Origin of the sequence: Hyphomonas pacifica (assembly GCF_000682675.1) — a bacterium.
GTDB lineage: Bacteria > Pseudomonadota > Alphaproteobacteria > Caulobacterales > Hyphomonadaceae > Hyphomonas > Hyphomonas pacifica.
In genome coordinates this window covers 135,628-155,883 of sequence record NZ_AWFA01000001.1, presented here as the reverse complement: position 1 = coordinate 155,883, position 20,256 = coordinate 135,628, and the positions used below count along the sequence as shown (strand labels likewise).

Annotated in this window: 22 protein-coding genes; 14 read left to right on the top strand and 8 right to left on the bottom strand. The window is 59.4% G+C overall.

Annotated elements, in window-relative coordinates:
• Entirely contained in the window at positions 1-906 is a 906-nt protein-coding gene (locus HY2_RS00735) for a methyltransferase domain-containing protein (protein WP_034823663.1), read from the bottom strand.
• On the opposite strand from HY2_RS00735, the gene HY2_RS00730 reads away from it, so the two are divergent.
• The 4 genes from HY2_RS00730 (at position 905) to HY2_RS00715 (ending at position 2,814) form a co-directional block, all read left to right on the top strand.
• Entirely contained in the window at positions 905-1,675 is a 771-nt protein-coding gene (locus tag HY2_RS00730) for a ComF family protein (protein ID WP_112061407.1), read from the top strand. The two genes, HY2_RS00735 and HY2_RS00730, sit on opposite strands and share 2 nt — an antisense overlap.
• Positions 1,662-1,973, top strand: coding sequence for a glutaredoxin 3 (gene grxC / locus HY2_RS00725; RefSeq protein ID WP_267895801.1), 312 nt, complete (start codon positions 1,662-1,664; stop codon positions 1,971-1,973). Before HY2_RS00730 ends, grxC begins: the two co-directional genes overlap by 14 nt.
• 12 nt (positions 1,974-1,985) lie before the next feature.
• Positions 1,986-2,429: a DUF1178 family protein gene (locus HY2_RS00720; protein WP_034823658.1), complete on the top strand. Its 444-nt coding sequence runs from the start codon at positions 1,986-1,988 to the stop codon at positions 2,427-2,429.
• Positions 2,430-2,511: 82 nt separating this feature from the next.
• A complete protein-coding gene (locus tag HY2_RS00715; RefSeq protein ID WP_034823656.1) occupies positions 2,512-2,814 on the top strand; it encodes an aa3-type cytochrome c oxidase subunit IV in 303 nt (100 codons plus the stop codon).
• A gap of 14 nt (positions 2,815-2,828) precedes the next feature.
• On the opposite strand, the gene HY2_RS17405 is transcribed toward HY2_RS00715, so the two are convergent.
• The gene (locus HY2_RS17405) at positions 2,829-3,089 is read right to left on the bottom strand and encodes a TraR/DksA family transcriptional regulator (RefSeq protein ID WP_034823654.1); all 261 of its coding nucleotides are present in this window, start codon (positions 3,087-3,089) and stop codon (positions 2,829-2,831) included.
• A gap of 116 nt (positions 3,090-3,205) precedes the next feature.
• On the opposite strand from HY2_RS17405, the gene HY2_RS00705 reads away from it, so the two are divergent.
• Both HY2_RS00705 and HY2_RS00700 read left to right on the top strand, forming a co-directional pair.
• Positions 3,206-4,174: an ABC transporter ATP-binding protein gene (locus tag HY2_RS00705; protein WP_034823652.1), complete on the top strand. Its 969-nt coding sequence runs from the start codon at positions 3,206-3,208 to the stop codon at positions 4,172-4,174.
• A complete protein-coding gene (locus tag HY2_RS00700) occupies positions 4,174-5,568 on the top strand; it encodes an ABC transporter permease (protein ID WP_034823650.1) in 1,395 nt (464 codons plus the stop codon). The genes HY2_RS00705 and HY2_RS00700 overlap by 1 nt, the downstream gene beginning before the upstream one ends.
• A gap of 29 nt (positions 5,569-5,597) precedes the next feature.
• On the opposite strand, the gene HY2_RS00695 is transcribed toward HY2_RS00700, so the two are convergent.
• Together HY2_RS00695 and rpsU are read right to left on the bottom strand one after the other, a co-directional pair.
• Positions 5,598-6,473, bottom strand: a complete 876-nt coding sequence (locus HY2_RS00695; protein ID WP_034823649.1) for a MaoC/PaaZ C-terminal domain-containing protein — start codon at positions 6,471-6,473, stop codon at positions 5,598-5,600.
• A gap of 151 nt (positions 6,474-6,624) precedes the next feature.
• Positions 6,625-6,834 (bottom strand): 30S ribosomal protein S21, encoded by a 210-nt coding sequence (gene rpsU / locus HY2_RS16970; protein ID WP_027836925.1) that lies wholly within the window; start codon positions 6,832-6,834, stop codon positions 6,625-6,627.
• Between the two features lie 127 nt (positions 6,835-6,961).
• Between rpsU and HY2_RS00685 the strand changes: the two genes are divergently transcribed.
• The 3 genes from HY2_RS00685 (at position 6,962) to HY2_RS00675 (ending at position 8,627) form a co-directional block, all read left to right on the top strand.
• On the top strand, positions 6,962-7,597 hold the full coding sequence (locus HY2_RS00685; RefSeq protein WP_051594571.1) for a COQ9 family protein: 636 nt from the start codon (positions 6,962-6,964) through the stop codon (positions 7,595-7,597).
• A gap of 250 nt (positions 7,598-7,847) precedes the next feature.
• Positions 7,848-8,183, top strand: coding sequence for a DUF2794 domain-containing protein (locus HY2_RS00680; protein WP_034823648.1), 336 nt, complete (start codon positions 7,848-7,850; stop codon positions 8,181-8,183).
• Between the two features lie 96 nt (positions 8,184-8,279).
• Positions 8,280-8,627, top strand: a complete 348-nt coding sequence (locus tag HY2_RS00675; RefSeq protein ID WP_112061404.1) for a hypothetical protein — start codon at positions 8,280-8,282, stop codon at positions 8,625-8,627.
• Between the two features lie 2 nt (positions 8,628-8,629).
• Here the strand turns inward: HY2_RS00675 and HY2_RS00670 are convergent, their stop codons facing one another.
• Both HY2_RS00670 and HY2_RS00665 read right to left on the bottom strand, forming a co-directional pair.
• The gene (locus HY2_RS00670; protein ID WP_034823646.1) at positions 8,630-10,327 is read right to left on the bottom strand and encodes a vWA domain-containing protein; all 1,698 of its coding nucleotides are present in this window, start codon (positions 10,325-10,327) and stop codon (positions 8,630-8,632) included.
• Between the two features lie 98 nt (positions 10,328-10,425).
• Complete coding sequence (locus HY2_RS00665; RefSeq protein ID WP_034823645.1) at positions 10,426-12,312, bottom strand: DUF885 domain-containing protein; 1,887 nt, start codon at positions 12,310-12,312, stop codon at positions 10,426-10,428.
• Between the two features lie 105 nt (positions 12,313-12,417).
• Between HY2_RS00665 and HY2_RS17240 the strand changes: the two genes are divergently transcribed.
• The 4 genes from HY2_RS17240 (at position 12,418) to HY2_RS00645 (ending at position 16,756) form a co-directional block, all read left to right on the top strand.
• On the top strand, positions 12,418-13,224 hold the full coding sequence (locus HY2_RS17240) for a SapC family protein (RefSeq protein ID WP_034823644.1): 807 nt from the start codon (positions 12,418-12,420) through the stop codon (positions 13,222-13,224).
• 182 nt (positions 13,225-13,406) lie between these two features.
• Positions 13,407-15,503 carry a protein-disulfide reductase DsbD family protein gene (locus tag HY2_RS00655; protein ID WP_034823819.1) on the top strand — a complete coding sequence of 699 codons (2,097 nt, stop codon included), beginning with the start codon at positions 13,407-13,409 and terminating at the stop codon, positions 15,501-15,503.
• Positions 15,504-15,557: 54 nt separating this feature from the next.
• The gene (locus tag HY2_RS00650; RefSeq protein WP_233346121.1) at positions 15,558-16,199 is read left to right on the top strand and encodes a redoxin family protein; all 642 of its coding nucleotides are present in this window, start codon (positions 15,558-15,560) and stop codon (positions 16,197-16,199) included.
• Positions 16,200-16,264: 65 nt separating this feature from the next.
• The gene (locus HY2_RS00645; protein ID WP_034823641.1) at positions 16,265-16,756 is read left to right on the top strand and encodes a GNAT family N-acetyltransferase; all 492 of its coding nucleotides are present in this window, start codon (positions 16,265-16,267) and stop codon (positions 16,754-16,756) included.
• Positions 16,757-16,772: 16 nt separating this feature from the next.
• Here the strand turns inward: HY2_RS00645 and HY2_RS00640 are convergent, their stop codons facing one another.
• Positions 16,773-17,174: an MAPEG family protein gene (locus tag HY2_RS00640; protein ID WP_034823639.1), complete on the bottom strand. Its 402-nt coding sequence runs from the start codon at positions 17,172-17,174 to the stop codon at positions 16,773-16,775.
• Between the two features lie 185 nt (positions 17,175-17,359).
• Between HY2_RS00640 and HY2_RS00635 the strand changes: the two genes are divergently transcribed.
• The gene (locus HY2_RS00635) at positions 17,360-18,040 is read left to right on the top strand and encodes a nitroreductase (RefSeq protein WP_034823637.1); all 681 of its coding nucleotides are present in this window, start codon (positions 17,360-17,362) and stop codon (positions 18,038-18,040) included.
• Positions 18,041-18,044: 4 nt separating this feature from the next.
• On the opposite strand, the gene HY2_RS00630 is transcribed toward HY2_RS00635, so the two are convergent.
• Positions 18,045-20,240 (bottom strand): KAP family P-loop NTPase fold protein, encoded by a 2,196-nt coding sequence (locus HY2_RS00630; RefSeq protein WP_158533967.1) that lies wholly within the window; start codon positions 20,238-20,240, stop codon positions 18,045-18,047.
• Positions 20,241-20,256 lie beyond the last annotated feature (16 nt).

The window sequence follows — 20,256 nt, the reverse complement described above, 5'->3', positions numbered from 1 at the left end:
TCAGGCTGTCCCATGATTTCGTACTGCGTCCGCCAGGCTGGCCTTTGCGCTGCCGGGCCTAAGGGGCCTTGGCTGCGAGTCTGCTGGTGCCCAGCCTGATAGGTGCACAATCTCGAAGCTTGCGCGGACCTTGCCGTCCAGGTCGCGATAATTTTCCAGATACAGCTCCAGCGTCCGCATCAGCACGCTGCGCGGCAAAGGTCGCCCTGTGCCCGGCGTGAATGCGGCGCGCTCTCCCATGCCTTTCAAATCCTCCAGCAGCTTCAGCGGCGAGGCATAGCGTACCGTCACGGTTTCCCGGTCCACAACCGGCAGGGTAAAGCCCGCCCGCTGCATCAGCGCAGCCAGGTCCTGCAGGCCAGGCAGGGGGGAGATACGCGGGGCAATGCCGCCCTTCAGCTCAGTTTCTGCTTCCATCAGGCAGGCGCGTAGCTCCGCCAGCGTGCCTGCGCCAAACAGAGCGCCCAGGAACAGGCCGTCCGGTTTCAGCGCCTTGCGGATCTGGATCAGCGTGCCCGGCAAATCGTTCACCCAGTGCAGTGACAAGGCAGACGCGATCAGGTCCAGGCTGGCCGGTTCCACCTCCAGCATCTCCTCATCCATCAGGCGAGCCGTCAGACCGCTTGCCTGCATCCGCTCGACCATCTTTTGCGAAATATCTGCTGACTTGATCTGCTCGATCTTGCCGGTCTCCAGCAGAAGGTGGCTCAACTGGCCATCATGCGCGCCCAGTTCCAGCGCATGGGGGAAATTGTGGGAAGTATCCTCAAGACGCTCGGCAATGTCTCTCGACACGCGTGCCTTCAGGAACGCATAGTCTGGATAGTTTGCGGCGGCTCTGTCACGATTGCGTGCCACGCGGGCGCGGTCAAACAGGCGGGGCGGGGCAGCAGGCGGAGAGGTCATGGGCGGCGATATGGACCTGCAGGGACTTATGGCAAAGCAATTTTTGCGGAGGCTGGCGGATTTTCTCTGGCCACCTCGATCGCTGGTCAGTGGTCAGCGGGGCGCGGGCAAGGGGCCTCTGTCGCCCGCCGAGTTTGCGGCCATCGGCTTCATTTCCGGCCCAGTCTGTGAAAGCTGTGGCAGCCCGATGGAGATGGATTTGGGAACCGGGGCACAGTGCGCGGCCTGCATCGCCAGGCCCCCGCGCTGGGCCCACGCCCGTGCCGCCATGGTCTATGAACAGGCCAGCCGTCGCATCGTGCTGGACCTCAAGCGCTCCGGACGGCGTGATGGCATTCAGGTGATGAGCGGATGGATGGCGCAGGCCGGGCAGGCCCTGCTGGCAGAAGCCGACCTGATCGTTCCCGTGCCCTTGCACTATACGCGGCTCGTCTCGCGCGGCTTCAATCAGTCTGCCTGGCTCGCCACCGCGCTATCGGCCAGGACCGGCGTGCCATGCCGGGTCAGCGCCCTGAAGCGCAAGCGGCGCACGCCGACGCAGGGCGGTCTCTCTGCCAGGGCCCGCCGCCGCAATGTGGCAGGGGCGTTCGCGGTCTCTCCCCGTGCGCTTGGGCATGTGCAGGGTAAACGCATCTTGCTGGTGGATGATGTCCTGACGACCGGCGCCACGCTGTCTGCGTGCACGCGTGCCCTGTTCAAGGCAGGTGCTCGACAAGTGGACGTGTTGGTGCTTGCCCGCGTTGTGCGCGAAACAGATGTTACCATATAGAAGAGGTCAGATTTCAATTTCACTATTCGGAGCTTCAAACATGGCTGATGTCACGATCTATACGCGCCAATTCTGCCCTTATTGCAGCCGCGCCGTCGCTCTCCTGAAAGAGAAGAATGTTGCCTTTGAGGAGATTGATGCCGGCATGGATGCCGAAAAGAAGGCCGAAATGATCGAGCGCGCCAATGGCGGTCGCACTTTCCCGCAAATCTTCATCGGCGATCAGCACATTGGCGGCTGTGACGACATGATGGCTCTGGAACGCTCCGGCAAGCTGGACGCCATGCTGGAGGCATAAGGTAGGCACGCCATGATCAGATACGCGCTCATCTGCGGCGATTGCGAGCACGAGTTCGAGGCATGGTTTGCCTCGTCCTCGGCGTTTGACGAGCAGGCCGCCCGCAAGCTGGTCAGTTGCATCGACTGCGGCGGAGCCAATGTCGCAAAGCAGATCATGGCGCCTTCCGTGCGTACGTCCGAAGCCAAGGCCAAGACCGGCTCGGATGAAGAACAGGTGTTCCGGGAGTTTGCCCGCAAGGCGCGCGATCATGTGGCCAAGAATTTCGATTATGTCGGCGACAGTTTCGCGGATGAGGCGCGCTCCATGTTCTATGGCGAACAGGACAGCCGCCCGATCTGGGGCGAGACCACGCCAGAGGAATCAGAAGCCCTGAAGGAAGAGGGGGTGCCCGCCGCGCCGCTTCCGCACGTCTTCACGCCGAAAAAACCAAATCAGAAACAGCGTTTGAACTGACCTGTAGCGCTTTGACGCGCTTGACCCGTGCCGCGCCTCATATATTACCCGGAACGTTACGTATTTCACGGGGAGCGCCCACATGGCAGCCAGCGAATATCATCGCGGAGAAATGGACATCACCGACCAGAAGTCGACCTGGGATGGTTTCATCACGGGAAGCACTTGGGGCGGTCTGATTGTCATCATGATGGTCGGCTATGCCGTCCTGGCCATTGCGATCGGCATCAACTGGATCATATCACTTGGCCTTATGGCGATTGTCGGCGTGGCAGCTGGCCTGCTGCTGAATCTTGGCGGGCGTTGGATGGCCACCGTGGTGATGCTGATTGTGACGGCCTTGATTGTGCAATTCTTCATCTGGCTGTTCGGAGTCATGATCTGACGCGAGCCTGTTTGTCAGATGACTTGGTCTGCAGGTTCCTCACAATTCGAACAGGCTGACAGGGCCGGATCTGCTTCCAGCTGGTGGATCGGGATAGGCGCATTGCATTGCGTACACCGCCCATATTGTCCGGCATCCATTCTGGTGAGAGCGGCTTCAATGCGCGCCAATTGAAGCGCATAGCTGCGCAGTGTCCTGTTTCCAGGGGCCAAATCCGTGTCTGTCGCCGGGCGAGGGTGCCCTGCAGGCGGAAAAAGAGGGCCGATGCGCTTCATTTCGGGTATGCTGCGACTCCTTTAAGGGCTTGGCAAGGCGTTGCAGGCAAATGACTTTTATCCTTATCGAGAATCGCTGTGCGTGTCTGTCGATACGCTGGAAAGGCTGAAAGCTTATGCCCGTCTCTCCCCTTGTCCTGTCTTCCGTGACAAAACGCTTCGGCCATTTCACCGCCGTCGATAATTTGTCGATGGAAGTCCCCGAGGGGCAGATCATCGGTTTCCTTGGTCCTAACGGGGCGGGCAAGTCGACCAGTCTGCGCATGGCGCTGGGCGTTATGCCGCCCGATGACGGCCACGTGGAGCTGTTTGGCAGGGCACCGGGCATCGAAGCCCTGAAACGTGTCGGCTTCCTGCCGGAAGAGCGCGGTCTCTACAAGAAGATGACCGCCCGCGACACGATTACCCATTTTGCACGCCTGAAAGGCCTGTCGGCAAATGATGCCAGGGCGCGCGCCGATGAGCTGCTGCAGGCAACCGGGCTGGATGAATTCAGCCGTGCGCGCATTTCCAAGCTCTCAAAGGGCATGGCGCAAAAGGTGCAGATTCTCTCCACACTGGCCCACCGGCCGGACTTCCTGATTCTGGATGAGCCTTTCTCTGGTTTGGACCCGGTCAATCAGCAAGCTCTGGAAGACCTGATCCGCGCCGAGCATGATCGCGGTGCAACGATCCTGTTTTCCACCCATGTCATGGAACACGCCGAACGCCTGTGCGATCGCATCATCATGATGGCGCGAGGCCGCAAGGTGCTGGATGGTACGCTGGCGGAGGCCTTTTCTACACTGGGGCAGGGCGCACGGATCACGGTAGAGCCGGGCTTTGACATGGCTGCGGCGCTTGCCAATACCGGCTTTGATGCCACCCGTATTGCCGATGAAGCCCATGGCGACACTTGGCGCATCGAACTGCCACGCGGGCGTGAGGCACAAGATGCCCTTCGCGCGGCGCTGGAGGCAGGCGCGCCCATCCGGGGCTTTGCACCGGATGAAGCCCGGCTGCGGGATGTCTTTGTGTCGCTGGTGGGAGAGGCCGATGCCGAGGCGCTTGCGGCCTCTGAAGCGGCAGAAGGGGAGGCCGCCTGATGCGCAACATATTGCTGATCTTCCGACGCGACTATCTGGGCTATGTGAAGGCCTGGGGCTTTTGGCTCAGCCTGGCCGCTGTGCCTTTCTTCATGATCATTGGTGGCAGTTTGGCCGGGTTTGCCGCGCAATCATCCCCGGTGCGATACTATGCCGTGGTCGAGCCGGGCAGCACGCTCTACGCCGATGCCATCGAGGCCGAATTCCAGCGCCGCGAGGAGGCTGACCGTGAAACCGCCAGCGAGCTGGCAGCTCAGATGGACATGACGGATCAGGCAAGCGCGCAGATTGCCAGTTCGCAGGCAGACCGAAAGTTCATCCGCGTGCCTGCACCTGCCGACACGATTGATGGCCTGCGCCCCTATCTGCTGGGAGAGAAGACCGTTTCCGGCCCTGTGGGCGACAAGCCGCTGTTTGCTGCGCTCGTCCTGTCTCCTGAAAAGGATGAGCTGGAATATTGGAGTGACGACGTAAACGTCACCCAGCTGCGCTATCTGACGGAAGATGCCATGTTGCGGCTCGCGCGGCGTGAGGCCCTGAAAGATGCGGGTCTTGGCGAGGATTTCCTGCAAACCGTCGATGATTCTGCTTTCAAGGTTCCGGCAAAGCGCATTCGCCCTGTGGCGGAGCAATCCGAGGCTGGCGCCGATGTCACCATGGCAGACCGCGCGCCGATGTTCGTTGCGGGCGGGCTCGCTTACTTCCTTTGGCTGATGGTGTTCTCGATCATTCAGTATCTGCTGATGGGCACGATCGAAGAGCGCTCCAACAAGATTTTCGATACGCTGCTGACCTCTGTGAAGCTGCCGCAATTGCTGGCAGGCAAACTGCTGGCCGTGTTCGCGGTCACCTCCACCATGATGATCTCATGGGGGCTGTTCGCCTTTGTCGGCGCAAGTGTGATTGCCTCCCAGGTGCCCGGCACAGGCAGTCTGATCGCGCCCTTTCTGTCGGCGCTGGCAAACCCGACCATTATTGTGCCGGGCCTTATCAGCTTCCTTCTGGGCTATGTCATGTATGGCGTCATCTTCATGGCGCTCGGCTCCCTGTGCGACACGATTCAGGAGGCGCAGACCCTGCTCAGCCCGATGATGATCCTGCTGATGCTGCCGATGTTTGCCATCTTCATCGCCTTTCAGGACCCGGGCTCCCCGATTGTCGACATCGCGTCGTGGATTCCGTTCTTCACGCCCTTCTTGCTGATCCTTCGGATGCCGCAGGATCCGCCCATGTGGGAAATTCTGGCGCAGATGGGGATCATGGCCGCTACCACGGCTCTGGTCCTGTGGGGAGCCACCAAGGTTTACCGCGCAGGCGCCGTGCATGGCGCGGGCATCGGGGACATGGGCAGCGCCCTCAAGCGCATGATCGGCCTGAAAGGGAAGGCGGCTTAGGGGCCGCCTTGTCGCGTCAGTATACAGGCTCACCCAAACTCAAAGCCGCCATTGTTCAGCACCACCCGGCCATCGCCGCCGACAGTCTGGAATATGGCGGTGCCGTCTGCGCCTTCGCCGGTCCATATCCGGATGGTCAGCGTCTCCCCCGGCAGCACGGGGGATGAAAAGCGGCCCTCCATCGCCTTGAACCGCGCCGGATCATTGTCGCAAAGCGAGGCCAGCAGCGCCCGGCCGGTAAAGCCATAGGTGCAAAGGCCGTGCAGGATGGGTCTCGGAAAGCCACCCACATCCGAGAATTTCTTGTCGGAGTGCAGCGGATTGCGATCCCCGCTCAGCCGGTAGAGTAGGGCCTGATCCTCGCGGGTCTGATAGGTGACGCTGATATCCGGTTCGCGCTCGGGCGCCTTGTTGGATACGTCTGCCGGGCCTCGGTCCCCGCCAAAGCCGCCTTCGCCGACAATGAAGACTGATGATGTCAGCTCAAACAGGGGCTGGTCGTCGGCCTTCAGCGTGGCGACCGCCTTTGTGGAAATGACTGCACCTTTGCCCTTGTCGTAGATGCCGGTGATCTCGTCCACCAGCGTGATCTCGCCCTCTACCGGAATTTGGCGGTACAGGCGGATGCCCTGTTCGCCATGTACCAGCATGCGCGGATCATAGGTGCCGGCGTTCGACATTGCGCTTTTGCCGCCTGTCGCATTGAAACCAGCCAGTACGCCAAAGGTCGGCAGCACTTTCTGGTCCACGCCCATCGTGTTCTCTGTGGTGAATTCCAGCTCGGAGCCGACCGGATCGGCCATTCCCGCGCCAACGCCCAGCGCATACAGCAGCGCATCCTTCGAATTCCACGCCCAGCTGCGCGGGGTGCCCTTTGATCCCAGGGCTTCAATATTGATTGGCATGACGCGGCATCTCCTCACACGTTTGTTTTTTGCATTCAACACGTGGATCAGGCGGGCTGCAATGTTGACGGAGGGGGAGGGTCAAAAGCAAAAAGCCCCGCCAGCGCGGGCTGGCAGGGCTTTTAAAGAAACCGGATAACCGGGAAGGGGCCTATACCAGGCCTTCGCGCTGAGCGCGCTTACGAGCAAGCTTGCGAGCGCGGCGAACAGCTTCTGCGCGCTGGCGGGCTTTCTTCTCGGAAGGTTTTTCGAAGTACTGACGGGCCTTCATTTCCCGGAACAAACCTTCGCGCTGCATCTTTTTCTTCAGGGCGCGCAGGGCTTGCTCAACATTGTTATCGCGGACGACGATCTGTACGATTGTTCTTCTCCATTCGTTTGGGGCGTCGCCCCGATGCGGTTATGTGTCGGCCTGACAGACCGGGAAGCGGCGCCTATATCACGGGTGTAGGGCTTTGGCCAAGCCCCTTAAGCCATGAGGTTCAGTTATGTCTACAACGCCGTCCCAAACCCTTCGGTTCCGCTGGTTGGATTCCTTGCTTCCGGAAGTGCCTTTTGACGGCTGGACCGAGGCGGCCGCCACCAAAGCGGCCGATTCGGCTGGTTTGTCGCCTGGAGAGCAGGCTCTGGCGGCGCCAAATGGCGTGACAGACCTGATCGATGCCTTCTTTGACCAGGCTGCCGACACGGCGCGTGACACGCTCGCCACGCAGGATATCAGCCAGCTTAACGTGCCTGGCAAGGTGCGCGCAGGCATTCTGGCGTGGCTGGAGGCGCTGGAGCCCCACAGAGAGGCTGTCCGGCGCGCTGCCATCAAGGGTATGCTGCCCTGGAGCGCCGCGCCCGCCCTGCAGCGGACCTGGAAGGTCGCCGACATGGTGTGGAACGCCGCAGGCGACACAGCGACAGACTATAATCAATATTCCAAGCGCGGCCTTCTGGCCGCCGCCCTGCCATCCATAGTCATGAAGTGGCTGGACCATCCTTCTGATGAAGAGCTTGGAACATTCATCGACAGACGACTGGCCCAAGCCTCCGGCATTGGCCGAAATCTGGGCCGTGTTGCCAAACCCCTTCTTGACGCCTTGCCCGTCTCGCGTCCCAATAGGTCCGGAAACAAGTAGGTGTAGGATGGAAGGGATAAGATGTCGGGCAGAAGCTGATCAAGCGCCCCAGGGGGCTGGGGGGGCTGATGGGTCCGGGGTGCCTGGTAAACACCTCCGCCCGACCATTCAAAGATGATTGCCGGGCGGGGCGCACGCAAGGCGGAAACATGGCAAATCTGCCCCAATTGCCCTGAATTCGCATTAAATCATCGTTAGGCGAGCTTAAACGTCATGTTTTCTCGTGACGGGAGAGTCGAGAAAGGGAGAAATGGCTGAAACACCGCACAAGATAACGCCCCCGGAACCGCGAATCGCTTTCCACAAAACAGAGATGCAACCGATTCTCGACGTCTATGGCCGACTCGTCATGTCAGGCCAGGCAAGGGATTACGCGATTGGTATGCATAAGGACCATGCCATCTTTGCCATCTTCCGCCGCCATGCCGAAAACCCTACCTGGCGCATAGAAAAACAGCCCCATCTCGCAAACATGCAAGGCCAGTACGTCGTATACGGACAGGCTGGACAGGTGCTGCGCCGGGGTCGTGATCTGTCGCAGGTGTTGCGGGTCTTCGATCGTAGCCGCTTCCGTGTGGTCGAATAAATTTCACCGAATGCGTTAACCCACTGTTAACTAAAAACTTCTTGCGGAACGTTCTGGAACATTATAGGAACAAACCTACTAGAACGGAGCATGAACATGGGTATCGAAGTCAGATTTCGGGGACAGTCCGGTAAAGCCTGGCAGTTCCAGCGTGTTGCAACAGAAGCGCCGTGGGCGCGTACAGCCGGTGTGGCGATCTTCGCTGCCCCAGACACATATGGATGGCGCATCATTCGCGTTGTTGAGCTGTCTGGGCGGCCGAATGACGTTCAGCCGATCTGGGCGCTGGCGGATGCTGAGCGCTATGGTGCCAATGCGGTCTTTGTGGCGCTGGAATTTGATGCGGCGGCCCGCAAGGCGATGGCCGCCGACATTGAAGAGGGCTTCAGCCCGGTCTGCTTTTCAGGTCACAACCGGGCTGACGCGGCGCCGATCGCCGCCTGAGGCTAGTCTTCCCGGCTCGGCGTGTTCAAGGCGGCCTGTGCCTCGGCCGTCTCTGCCAGCCGGGTCAGCTCAATGAATTCTGCCCGATAGCCAAACTTATCGGGGCCCTTGGCGCCGGATGCCAGATTTCGGATCGCCTCCCACCCGAAACTGGTGCTGAGGGTCTCACCCCCTTTCAGCATTTCGCCAAAGCCCGCCACCGCTGTGGCAAAGCGCGCCCATTGCGGGGCGGCATCCACACTGTCCACGCGGTCTGCTGTTGTGACGGGTCGCTCCAGCAGAACGGACTCTGTCGCGCCCGGTGCTTTGTAGCGCAGTTTTACAAAGGCATACTCCCCGGACGGATCCTCCGCCGGTTTGCCCTTGTCGCCATAGCGCAGAGGATCAATCTGTGTGGCGGATGAGCCGACCGGCGTGATATCATAGATTGCCGTCACGCTTGTCCCGGCGCCGATATCGCCAGCATCCACCTTGTCATTGTTGAAGTCTTCGCGGTCCAGCATGCGGGTCTCATAACCGATCAGGCGGTATTCTGCGACGCGGGCCGGATTGAACTCCACCTGGATCTTCACATCATCCGCAATCGGAAACATGTTGCCGGACAGATCATCGGCCAGCACTTTGCGGGCCTCGCTCAGCGTATCGACATAGGCCGCCGTGCCGTTCCCGGCCTGCGAGATTTTCTGCATCATCGCATCATTGTAATTGCCGCGGCCAAATCCGATCACGGAGAGGTAAATGCCCGTTTCCCGCTTGCGTGAAACGAAATCCTCCAATTGCTCGGGGTCTGAAATGCCGACATTGAAATCGCCATCGGTCAGCAGCATGACGCGGTTCACCGCATCTTCCTTCATGCCCATTTCCGCCAGGGAGTAGGCAAGCCGCAGGCCTTCGCCGCCTGCGGTCGATCCTCCGGCCTGCAGGCCTTCCAATGCGGCAACAATTTTGCGCTTGTCGCTGACGGGCGTCGGCTCCAGCACTTCACCGGCGGCCCCGGCATAAACGACGATGGCAATCGTGTCGGTCGGCTCCATCTCGTCCAGCATCAGTTTGAGCGCCTGCTTGGCCAGCGGCAGCTTGTCCTCTGAGAACATGGACCCGGAGACATCCATCAGAAGGGTCAAATTCACGGGCGGTCTTGCGTCCCGGTCAATGTCGCGGCCCTGAATGCCAATCTGCATCAGTTCGCGTCCTTCTGCGAATGGAGAGGGCATGATGTTCACCTGGGTGGAGAAGGGGGCCTCCTCCGCGCCGGGCTGGAGATAGGTGTAATCAAAATAATTGATCAGCTCTTCGATGCGCACCGCATCCTTGGGCGGTAGCACGCCGCTCTCCAGGAAACGGCGGACATTGGCGTAGGAGGCTGTGTCTACATCAATGGAAAAGGTCGAGACCGGCTCTTCACTGACCAGTTTGACCGGATTGGCCTCCACATCCTCATACTGATCCCTAAACTCCGGCTCTGGCATCGGCATGCCGGACATGTCCCCAGCCATTGCTTTCGATCGGGTCATGATGCCCGCCATCGCAGGTGGCGGCGGAGCAGGTGGGGGAGGCGTCGGAGAAAAATCCTCGGCGCGATTGGCTGTGACGATAATCGTTTCCGTGGCTGCCTCGTCCCCCGGCGCTGTTTCGCTCTGACAGGCTGCCAATAATGTGGCGGCGGCAGCGCTTCCCAGAATAATCCCTTTGATGTGCATGTGTGTCCCTCCAATGTGCGTCCACTGTATGACAGGATGGTAATCCAGTCATGGCCGTTTTAGGGCGGGGGCACGTTGGTTTGACGGCCAAAGAGGGTCTATTTGCTGGCATTCAGCTCTGCGATGTACCAGCGCTCCACATCATCCTCCAGAATGGAGAGGGGGCGGGGGCCACCATTCAGCACCACTTTGTGGAAGGCTTTCAGGTCAAAATCCGGCCCCAGAACACGCTGGGCCCGTTCGCGCAGATCCAGAATGCGCTGTGCGCCGACCCAATAGGCTGCGGCCTGTCCCGGCCAGACCGTATAGCGATCCACTTCCTGCGCCATCGCTTCGCGCGGCAAGCCGGTTGTCTCCACCAGATAGTCAATTGCGTGCTGACGATTCCAGCGCATCTGATGCACACCGGTATCCGCCACCAGCCGTGCGGCCCGGAACAGCATGGATTGCAGATAGCCGATCCGGCCCAGCGGGTCTGCGTCATACAGGCCCAGATCATCGGCCAGCACTTCGCCATAGACGCCCCAGCCTTCGCCATAGGCCACATTCCAGATCATCTGGCGGATCAGCGGCAGGTTTGCGCGCTCCGCCGTCAGGGCGCTCTCCAGATGATGGCCGGGAATCGTCTCGTGATAGACCAGCGTGGCCAGCGTAAAGTCCGGCCAGGCGGTCATGTCCGCCAGATTGATCTCAAACTGGGCGGGGGCTGAGCCATTGGCCGGCGCAGCATTGTAGAAGGCGGACGGGGCAGAGCTTTGCAGAAAGTCCGGCACCGCGCGTACAGATACGATCGTGCGCGGCATATAGGGCATCACCTCGCTGACATCCGCCTGCGCCTCTGCCAGATGCTGGCGCAGCCGGGCCAGCAGGGCTTCGCGTCCTTCAGGCGTGTCCTCATAAAGCTGGCCTTCCTCTGCCGTCAGCAGGGCCAGGCGCTCGCCCAGCGTGCCCTCGGCATAACCCTGCGCTTCCAGCGCCTGCATCAGCTCGTGGCTGAGGCGCTCCACCTCAGCCACGCCCTGCGCGTGCAGGGCTTCCGCCGTCATGCCCTCATAGGTGTAGGCCTGCAGCGCGGCGTCATAATAGCTTTCCCCATCCGGCAGCTGCCAGACGCCGGGCTCCTGCGGGGCAACCTCTTTCATCTTTTCCAGGGCGATCCAGAAATCTGAATATGCGGGCAGAACGTCATCGCGCACCAACGCGGTTGCCGTTTCCAGCAGCGTCTCGCTTTCTGCCTCGCTGAGGTCCTCCGGCCCGCCCATCAGGTTTTCCAGCGTCGTGACAAGAACATGCTCCTGGGCCGGGCCGGTGGCGATTTCCTCGATCAGGCCCTGCATGCGCTCCAGAATGAAGACCGGCGGCATGATGCCGGACCGCGCATCGGCCTCCATGCGGCGGCGTTCATCCTGCAGTGTCGGGGCAATCTGGCTGAGCCGGGCAACATAATCGCGCGCTTCCTGCGCTGTATTGACCGGATGGGACCGGGTCATCAGGTCCGGAATGTCGATATAGGCCCCGCGCATATGGTCAGCAACATAGGGATAGGCCTGACCAAGCCCTGTCTGCCCATGACCGGCAACGAACAGAGTCTCGGCGGTCTCATAGGCGTGGATCACCGTATCCAGATGCCGTGCCTGATTGCCGCCTGCCGCCGGACGCGGCGCGGCCAGCAGCGCCTCCAGCGTCTCAAGCCGCGTCACGCGCATCCGCTCATAAGCCGCCTGAGACCGATCCGTCAGATAGGCATTGAACTCATAGCCTGCCGTGTCCTTTGACAGGCCGAGGCGCGTAGCGAGTTCAGGGTCAGCCGCCAGTTCGGTCTGCGCCATGGAGGTCAGCAGCTGGTCTACCTGCCGGGCAATACGTCGCGGCGTGCCCGCATCATCGACCGGCGGCGCGCACATGACCAGCATGGGCAGGGCGCATAGGCCGGCAACCAGCGGACGAAAGGCTTTGCCGGACTTACCGATCAAGGATGCAAACATGTCTGAAGTATCGCCTTTTCCTGACTGCAGTTCTGACCGTATCGGCTGTTGTGGCCTCTGGCTAATTCCGGTATCGGTTTGCCAACAATTTCGGGAGTCTTTACCGTGAACACAACACCTGCAACTCCGCAGACCGGCGGGCAATCTCCGCTTGCTGGCCAAGTCATGTTTTACAAAAAGCCGCAACCGCTGAATGCGGAAGCACATGCCGGGCTTGGCATCAAGAAAATTGACCAGCCTTTTGCGTTCCTTCGCGACGCGCATGCTGTGCCGATAACCGTTACGGAATTCGGAATGGCCGCAGGTTCCTATCCCATCATCTTCGTCGGGGATGATCGCACGCCGGTCGCCGTCATGGGTGTGCGTCAGGGTCAGAACCTCTTCGTCACCGATGAGGGTATGGTTGCAGACGAATATTACGTTCCGGCCTTTGTTCGCCGCTATCCGTTCGTGTTCGCATCTGATGAGCAATCCGACCGCCTGGTGCTCTGCGTTGACCGCGAAGCCCCGATGGTTACCAACCAGCCGGAAATCTCGTTTTTCGAGAATGGTCAGCCGAGCAAATTCACCAATGACGCCATTGAGTTCTGCAAGGAATTCGAACGTCAGCGTCAGGCGACCGTTGAGTTCGTCAAGATGATCCGCAATGCGGATCTCTTCGAGCAGAAGACGATATCCTTCCAGCCGCGCGATGCAGACGGCAATCCTTCCGGCCAGCCGCAAAAGATTGCGGACTATTGGGCCATTTCCGAAGAAAAGCTGAACGCCCTGCCGCAGGAAAAATACCTGGAACTGCGCAACAATGGTGCGATTGGCGCGATTTATGCGCACCTTCTGGGCCTGTTGAACTGGCAGACCGTGATCCAGCGGGCCCTGCGCGTCCAGCCAGCGGCTGCTCCGGTAGACGCCTGATCCGGCCTGAAATAGACACATAGAGATGAGGGCGGCCCAGTAGAGCCGCCCTTTTTTCATATGGACTCTGCACGCCCCCCCTGCGGCGATCACGAATAAGCGAGGCCCTTCAATATGCTGGCCAGAACGGGCATATGGTCGTCAAATCTGAAGAAACGCCGTTTCCACGCGAAGGACGTTCCATGCTCCGTGCCCTCCTGACCAGCCTGACGCTGGCCTTGCTGTCTGTTTATCCCGCCGCCGCCCAGCCGGTCGATGGCGGCCATGCCAGGGTGGAACTGATCTCAGAGCGCCATGCCGTTGTGCCGGGGGATACCTTCTACATTGCCCTTAAAATGGATATGGATGAAGGCTGGCATGTATATTGGCGCAATGCCGGTGATGCCGGCCTGCCGCCGCGGATTGATCTGCTGGAAGGCAGCACGATCCCCAAGGGCGCTCTGGGAGAGTTCGTCTGGCCGATCCCGCATTTGCTGCCGGTCGTGGAAGGGGAGATCATGGATTATGGCTATGATGAGCGCCTTGTCCTGCCATTCCCCGTCACCATCCCGGCAGATGCCGAGCGCACGGTACGTATCAATCTGCTGGCAGACTATCTGATCTGCGAGGAAATCTGTGTCCCGGAAACAGTAAGGGTCACTCTGTCCCTGCCAGTGGGTGTCAGCGAGCCTGATACAGAAAACGGCACATTGATCAGCGAATGGGTTGCCCGGGCTCCTCTGGATTATGACGGGCAGGTGCGAATTGATACCTCTGTCACGCCATGGAAGCTCAGCCTGAAGCCGTCCATTGGCTTTGATCCGTCTTCCGACATTCGCTTCTATCCCTTCAATCACGAAATCAGCCACCCGGCCGACCAGCCGCTCAGCTTTGGCAGCGAAGGCGCGACGCTGGAACTGGTGCCGGATGCAGAGGTTCTGGACGGCACGCTGGACGGCGTCATTGTCGTGGAAACCGAAAATGGCGCGCGGACCGGCTATGAGTTTTCAGCCGAGCAGGGCGAAGCCTTTGCCAATACGTCCGGCACACCGGCCAAGCGCTCACGCGCTTCCGGGGGCAGTGGGGCGGGCGTTGTCGGGCTGGTCTTCGCCGCATTGCTGGGCGGCCTGATCCTGAACCTGATGCCCTGCGTGCTGCCTGTCCTGTCCATCAAGGCGATGGGCATGGTGCATGCGGTCTCGTCCGGCCATGAGGGCGAAGTGCGTAGCCATGGCCTCTGGTATACTGGCGGTGTGTTGCTCTCCTTCGCCGCGCTGGCGCTTGCCATCATCCTGATCCGCCAGGCCACCGGTACGGCCACGCTGGGGTTCCAGCTGCAGAATGGGCCGACGGTCGCCATATTGGCCCTGGTGATGTTCGTGATCGGGCTATGGTTGCTCGGCATGTTTGAGCTTGGCAGTTCCATCCAGAATGCCGGCAGTGGCCTGGCCGCGCGCAGCGGCGCGATGGGCGCTTTCTTTACCGGCGTGCTGGCAGCGGTCGTTGGCGCGCCCTGTGTCGGGCCATTCTTGGGTGCAGCACTTGGCGCCGTGCTGGACAAGCCCGCCATGGCCGTGATGGCGGTGTTCCTCGCCATGGGCTTTGGTCTGGCATTGCCGTATCTGATCCTCAGCTTCGTGCCGGGTCTTTCACGCCTTCTGCCCAGGCCGGGCCGCTGGATGGAAACGCTGAAGCAGTTCTTTGCTTTCCCGATGTTCCTGACAGCGGCGCTGCTCTTGTGGACGCTGGGAGCCGTCTCTGGCCCCGGTGCTGTGGCCTGGGCTGTGGCGGGCGCAACCCTGATCGCCTTCGGCATCTGGCTTGGCAAGCGCAGCACACGTCCGTTACTAAAGGGCCTTGCGGCGGTCGCGCTGGTCGCCGGGCTCGTCTATCCGGCGGTGCATGCCGCCGGTACGGCAGGGGAGGCTGCAGGCGGATCAAGTCTCTATGCGGAGAAATATGAAGCCGAAGCCTGGAGCCCGGACCGCGTCGCTGAACTGACCGCACAGGGCCGCCCCGTCTTTGTGGACTTCACCGCCACATGGTGTGCCACCTGCCAGCTCAACAAGATGACGACGCTGAAGACGGCGGCCGTGCAGAAGGCCTTTCATGAGAATGATGTGGCCTTCCTGGTCGCGGACTTCACCCGCAAGGACCCCGTCATCGCGGATGAGCTGAAGCGCCGCCAGCGCGCCGGCGTGCCGATGTATCTCTGGTATCCGGCGGGCAGCACGGAGCCGCAAATCCTGCCGGAGATCCTCTCCAAAAGTCTTGTCATTGGACTCGTCAGCCAGAATTAAGGCAGGATGCCCCCCATTGGCCGAGCCCTTGTGACAGGAAGACCCGGAATGTTCATGAGCCGACGCAATTTCTCCATCGCCGCTGGCATGGCCGCGGCCGTCGCACTCACGGCTGGGGCCCTGATCGCATCCACAGTGCAGGCCTCATCAGCAACCGAACCGGGAGAGCTGGCGCCAGACTTTACCGGCATTACCGCAACAGGGGAGACCGTCTCGCTGGCAGATTTTGCCGGCAAGACCGTGATTCTGGAATGGACCAATGATGGCTGTCCCTTCGTGCAGAAACACTATGCTGTTCCGCCCGCCAGCATGCAGAAGCTGCAAACCGATGCGGCCGAAAGCGATGTGGTCTGGCTGTCTGTGATTTCGTCGGCGCCCGGCAAGCAGGGGCACCGCACGGGTGCGGAAGTGCTGGACATGAACATGGCCCGCGGCGCCACACCTGCCCATGTCATCCTCGATGCCAGCGGAGAGATTGGCCGCACCTATGGCGCCAAGACGACGCCGCACATGTTCCTCATCACGCCCGAAGGCGCGATTGCCTATCAGGGCGCGATTGACGACAAGCCCTCCGCCCGGGTGGCAGACCTTGAGACCGCCACCAATTATGTCCGCGCGGCGATGGACAGCCTCGCGGCGGGTGAGCCGGTCGAGCCGGCAAACACCCAGCCCTATGGTTGCTCCATCAAGTATTGACGCATAGCAGCCTTCAGGAAACTGTTGCTTGAACAGCAGGCAAATGCGCCCTAAACGCGCTCGCCATGCCCCAGATTGTCCCTGAAACACCCGAACTCCACGCCGCAGCGATCGAAGACCTGTTCGACCGCACCTTTGGTCCTGGCCACTTTGCCAAGACGGCAGAGCGCCTGCGCGAATATTCGCACTCCCTGCCAGAGATCAACCGCGTTGCCGTGCTGGACGGGCAGGTGATTGCCGTCTGCCGTGTCTGGCCGCTGAAAGTGGGCAAGGCCGCAGACCGCGCGCTGTTCTACGGCCCGGTGGCCGTCGCGCCCAGCCATCGGGGCAGCCGCCTGGGCCAGGCCGTCACCGCCGCCGCCCTGGAGGCCGGCAAGGCCGCCGGCTGGCCTGCCGCCATCCTGATCGGCGCGCCCAGCTATTTCACCGAGATCGGCTTCACCGTCACCCCGAAGCACCAGCTCAGCTTTCCCGGCCCGCAGGACCAGGCGCGTGTCATGGTCAAAAGCCTTGCCGGGGATGCCAGCCAGCTCTCCGGCCTCGTCACTGCGCTCTAGGGCCGCTTCGCGCGCCCTAGATCACCTGTGCCACCGCCATGCCGACGCAGACGCCCGCCGTCAGCAGCAGCGCTATGGCGCTCAGCAGCGTGCCGACCATCCGCCCCATGCTGGACCCGGCAGAGCCGCCCAGCCCCACCGCATGCAGGATCCGCCCCACCAGGAACGCCGCGCCCAGCGCGTGCACAACCCAGACCGGCGCGGCCATCGCGCCCAGCGCCACCAGGCCGATCAGCACGACCGGCACATCCTCCACGGCATTTCCCTGCACGCGGATGGCGCGCTGCAGGGCCTCATTGCCGCCATCGCCGAACATCACCTTTTCCTTCACGCGCACGCGGCCGACATTGGCCTTCAAGACCAGCATCAGCAGGGCGAAAAGCCCCACATAAAGCGTTGCGGCTGCCATGGCTGTCATCGTGAACCCCTCCCTTGGATCGTCCCTTGATACGCCCGCCAGTCTAGCGCGCCCCGCCTGGCCCTCCTAGCGTCGATTTACGGGCCGGGTTTTGGGCGCCGCCAAAACCGCTTTTCTGACGCGGGGGCAGGGGGCTATCGTGGCGCCAGACAAGACAATGATACAAAAAGGGAAGGGATCGCCCCATGGAATTTGACGAGGTCATCAAGACACGGCGCAGCATTCGCGGCTATCTGGACAAGCCTGTCCCGAAAGAGCTGATCCGCGAGATTCTGGAACTGGCCATGCGCGCGCCCACCTCTCTGAATTCCCAGCCCTGGAATTTCTACGTCGTGACGGGTGAGGTGCTGGACAAGATCCGCAAGGGGAATGTTGAGCGCAATGTTGCCGGCGTGCCAGACAGCCGCGAATTCCGCATGGGCCCGGCCTATGAGGGCGTGCACCGCCAGCGCCAGATAGAGATTGCCGTTCAGCTGTTCGAGGCGATGGGCATAGAACGTCACGACAAGGAGAAACGTACCGACTGGGTGCTGCGCGGCTTCCGCCAGTTTGACGCGCCGGTCTCCATCGTCGTCACCTATGACAAGGCGCTGGCCGGCGGGGATATTCCGCCGTTTGACTGTGGCGGCGTCGTCAATTGCATTGTGAACGCGGCCTGGTCGCGCGGGCTCGGTTGCGTGATCAATTCGCAGGGCATCATGCAAAGCCCCGTCGTGCGCGAACATGCGGGTATCCCGGACGATCAGGTGATCCAGACCTGCATCGCCATGGGCTGGCCAGACGACAGCTTCCCCGCCAACGCCGTCATCTCAAAAAGAAAATCCGTAGACGAAGCAGCCGTGTTTCGGGGGTTTAGGGGAGTATAACTTTTTAGTTCCAGTGCTTCTCATATTCCTTTTGGTCTTTTAGCCCATCGATAATGTTTTGTATTGCAGGTTGTAAGTTGGGTGGATACTGATCTTTGTTCATTGCAATACTTTCTATTCGTTTTTTAAGGCCTGGTTCCCCAGTTAGGTCTTCGTAGTAAGATGAGACTAAGGGCCTCCAGTTTCCTTCAGTAGAGTATACTGTTCGACGCGCGTCATCTGCTCCTATGACCGTGATCAGATTTTGCGTGTCAGAAAAGAGCTCTGTCAGTTTTGCCTGAAAATCCTCTCGGTCGGTCGCGCACGCATTCCACATGCTAAGAACAACATTTGGGCAGGCGGCTAGAACAAGCTGTCGTGGATCTTTTGATAGTCTGTCTGCGAAAGCGCCTTTCAGCTTCGTAGTTTGTTCTGCGCTGAATCGGATGCTATAGTGCGTGTCATTCACAAGGTCTCGGACTAGGTCGGCGGCGAAGCTCAAAGAGGCTTCGCTGCTGATGATTTTCTTCAGTTCCCGGTTCATCTGAGAACCTTGTTTTGTGGTGTAATACAAGATCGATTTAGCGGCGCTTACTGAACGATTGCTTGTCGTATGCCTTAAATTACTATTCTTGATGGCCTGATCGACGCTGTCTATCATGCATCTCAGGAAGAATTTTCTGCTATCCGCATCGATTGTTGGCATATGAGGCCGAAGGCTATCCAGAAGCACAGGGTAATGAAGTTCCCCATCCGCGAAACGTTCCTTCGCTGCGGTAAGCAGCCTATCTTTTAATTCCTTAGACTTAGCTTGAATTTCTTGAAGTGCAGCTTTGATTTCTTGTGCGGGAATAAATCCTTGGTTCTGTCCCAATGCAAAATAATAGCGATAGTAATGAGGGCTGCCTAGACGACGAAAGCGCGTAAGATTTTCAAGTTCTTCTTCATCGATGGAGTATGTAGTCCATTCACAATCCCCTGGCCCATAGTTTTGTTTTTTTAAACCGGGAAGAATTCTGGATAAGTGGAAAAAATCGATAGATTCTGGATTATAGTCTTTAGCGGCTACCTCTAATAATTCTTTGTAGTGTGCCTCTGGGTCTGAGGCCCTCGCAGTACCACGCGCAACCTCTGCAAATCCATTTAGGTAGTTTTCAGTCCAGTGGTATAGTTTTGGCCTCTTGAGCTTTAATAGATGTATCCAGATTAAGTCAGCGACATCAACAAAACCACCAATCGCGGGCCAAGCAATTTTTATGTTGTTCATTAAGCGAATGACATCGCGCGGGGTGGAGATCATTCGTCCACCCTCTTTATCGATTACTAAATTTAGCCGTTCAATAGCATCTCCCTGTAAAGAGGAATCTTCGTTAGGCTGGCAAAGTTCAAGAACTTCAGCTTTGAGCCAACGGCGCAGGGCAAAATCCTCCGGATACGGAATTTGCAATGTCGCTTGTACAATTTTCTCAAGATAAGCTGCGCCCGTGGCTTCTAAGTCCTCGGCTTTGAGCGCTAAACCAATGTTTCGAACCATTGCGCTTCGATCGTACGCGACAACGTATATTATATTAGGTAAGTCTCCGACTGACCGCAGCAGACGGAGTGTTTCCATTACTTCGGGTGGGTCTAGTCGCTCAGTATCATCAACGAAAACGATTATTGGACGGCAAATTTTTCGAAGCGCCTGCTCGAGTACTTCTTTTTGCTTATGCAGTGGCTCCGGTTCAGATAAATCTTCGAAACTTTCCGTCAGTTTTCTTGCTAATTTGGAGCCTACCTCAAGTTGCGGAATGAGGAGGGCGCCAATGCTCAGCAAATTGGCTCCTGTGTTGATATGCTTGGAGTACTTCTGCAGACCTTCTTTTACTTGCTTCTTAGCCTGTTCCGATTTCCCTATTGCCGCGTCTGGTTGACTCTCGAGGGCTTCGCTAAGCGCAATGAAATACTCACGTATGAGTTCGAGTTTATCTCCCACTAACCAAGGATTGAACTCAACAATTGCCGGTGGCTCCTCAAGGGTAGACAATTTTTTGATGGTTTTCTTGAGTAGGGAAGATTTTCCTGAGCCCCAAGGCCCTTCAATCCCAAGAACGAAGCCGTCCTTGAGGCTTTTGTCGCAGAGTACTTCTGTGAGCCTGTCCGCCAAAGGCTCTAAATTTAGATGATCTTTGTCTTCAGGCTTAAGGGGTCTGCCGCTATGGAATGATGGTAAATCAGCCAAAATAAACTACCTCCCC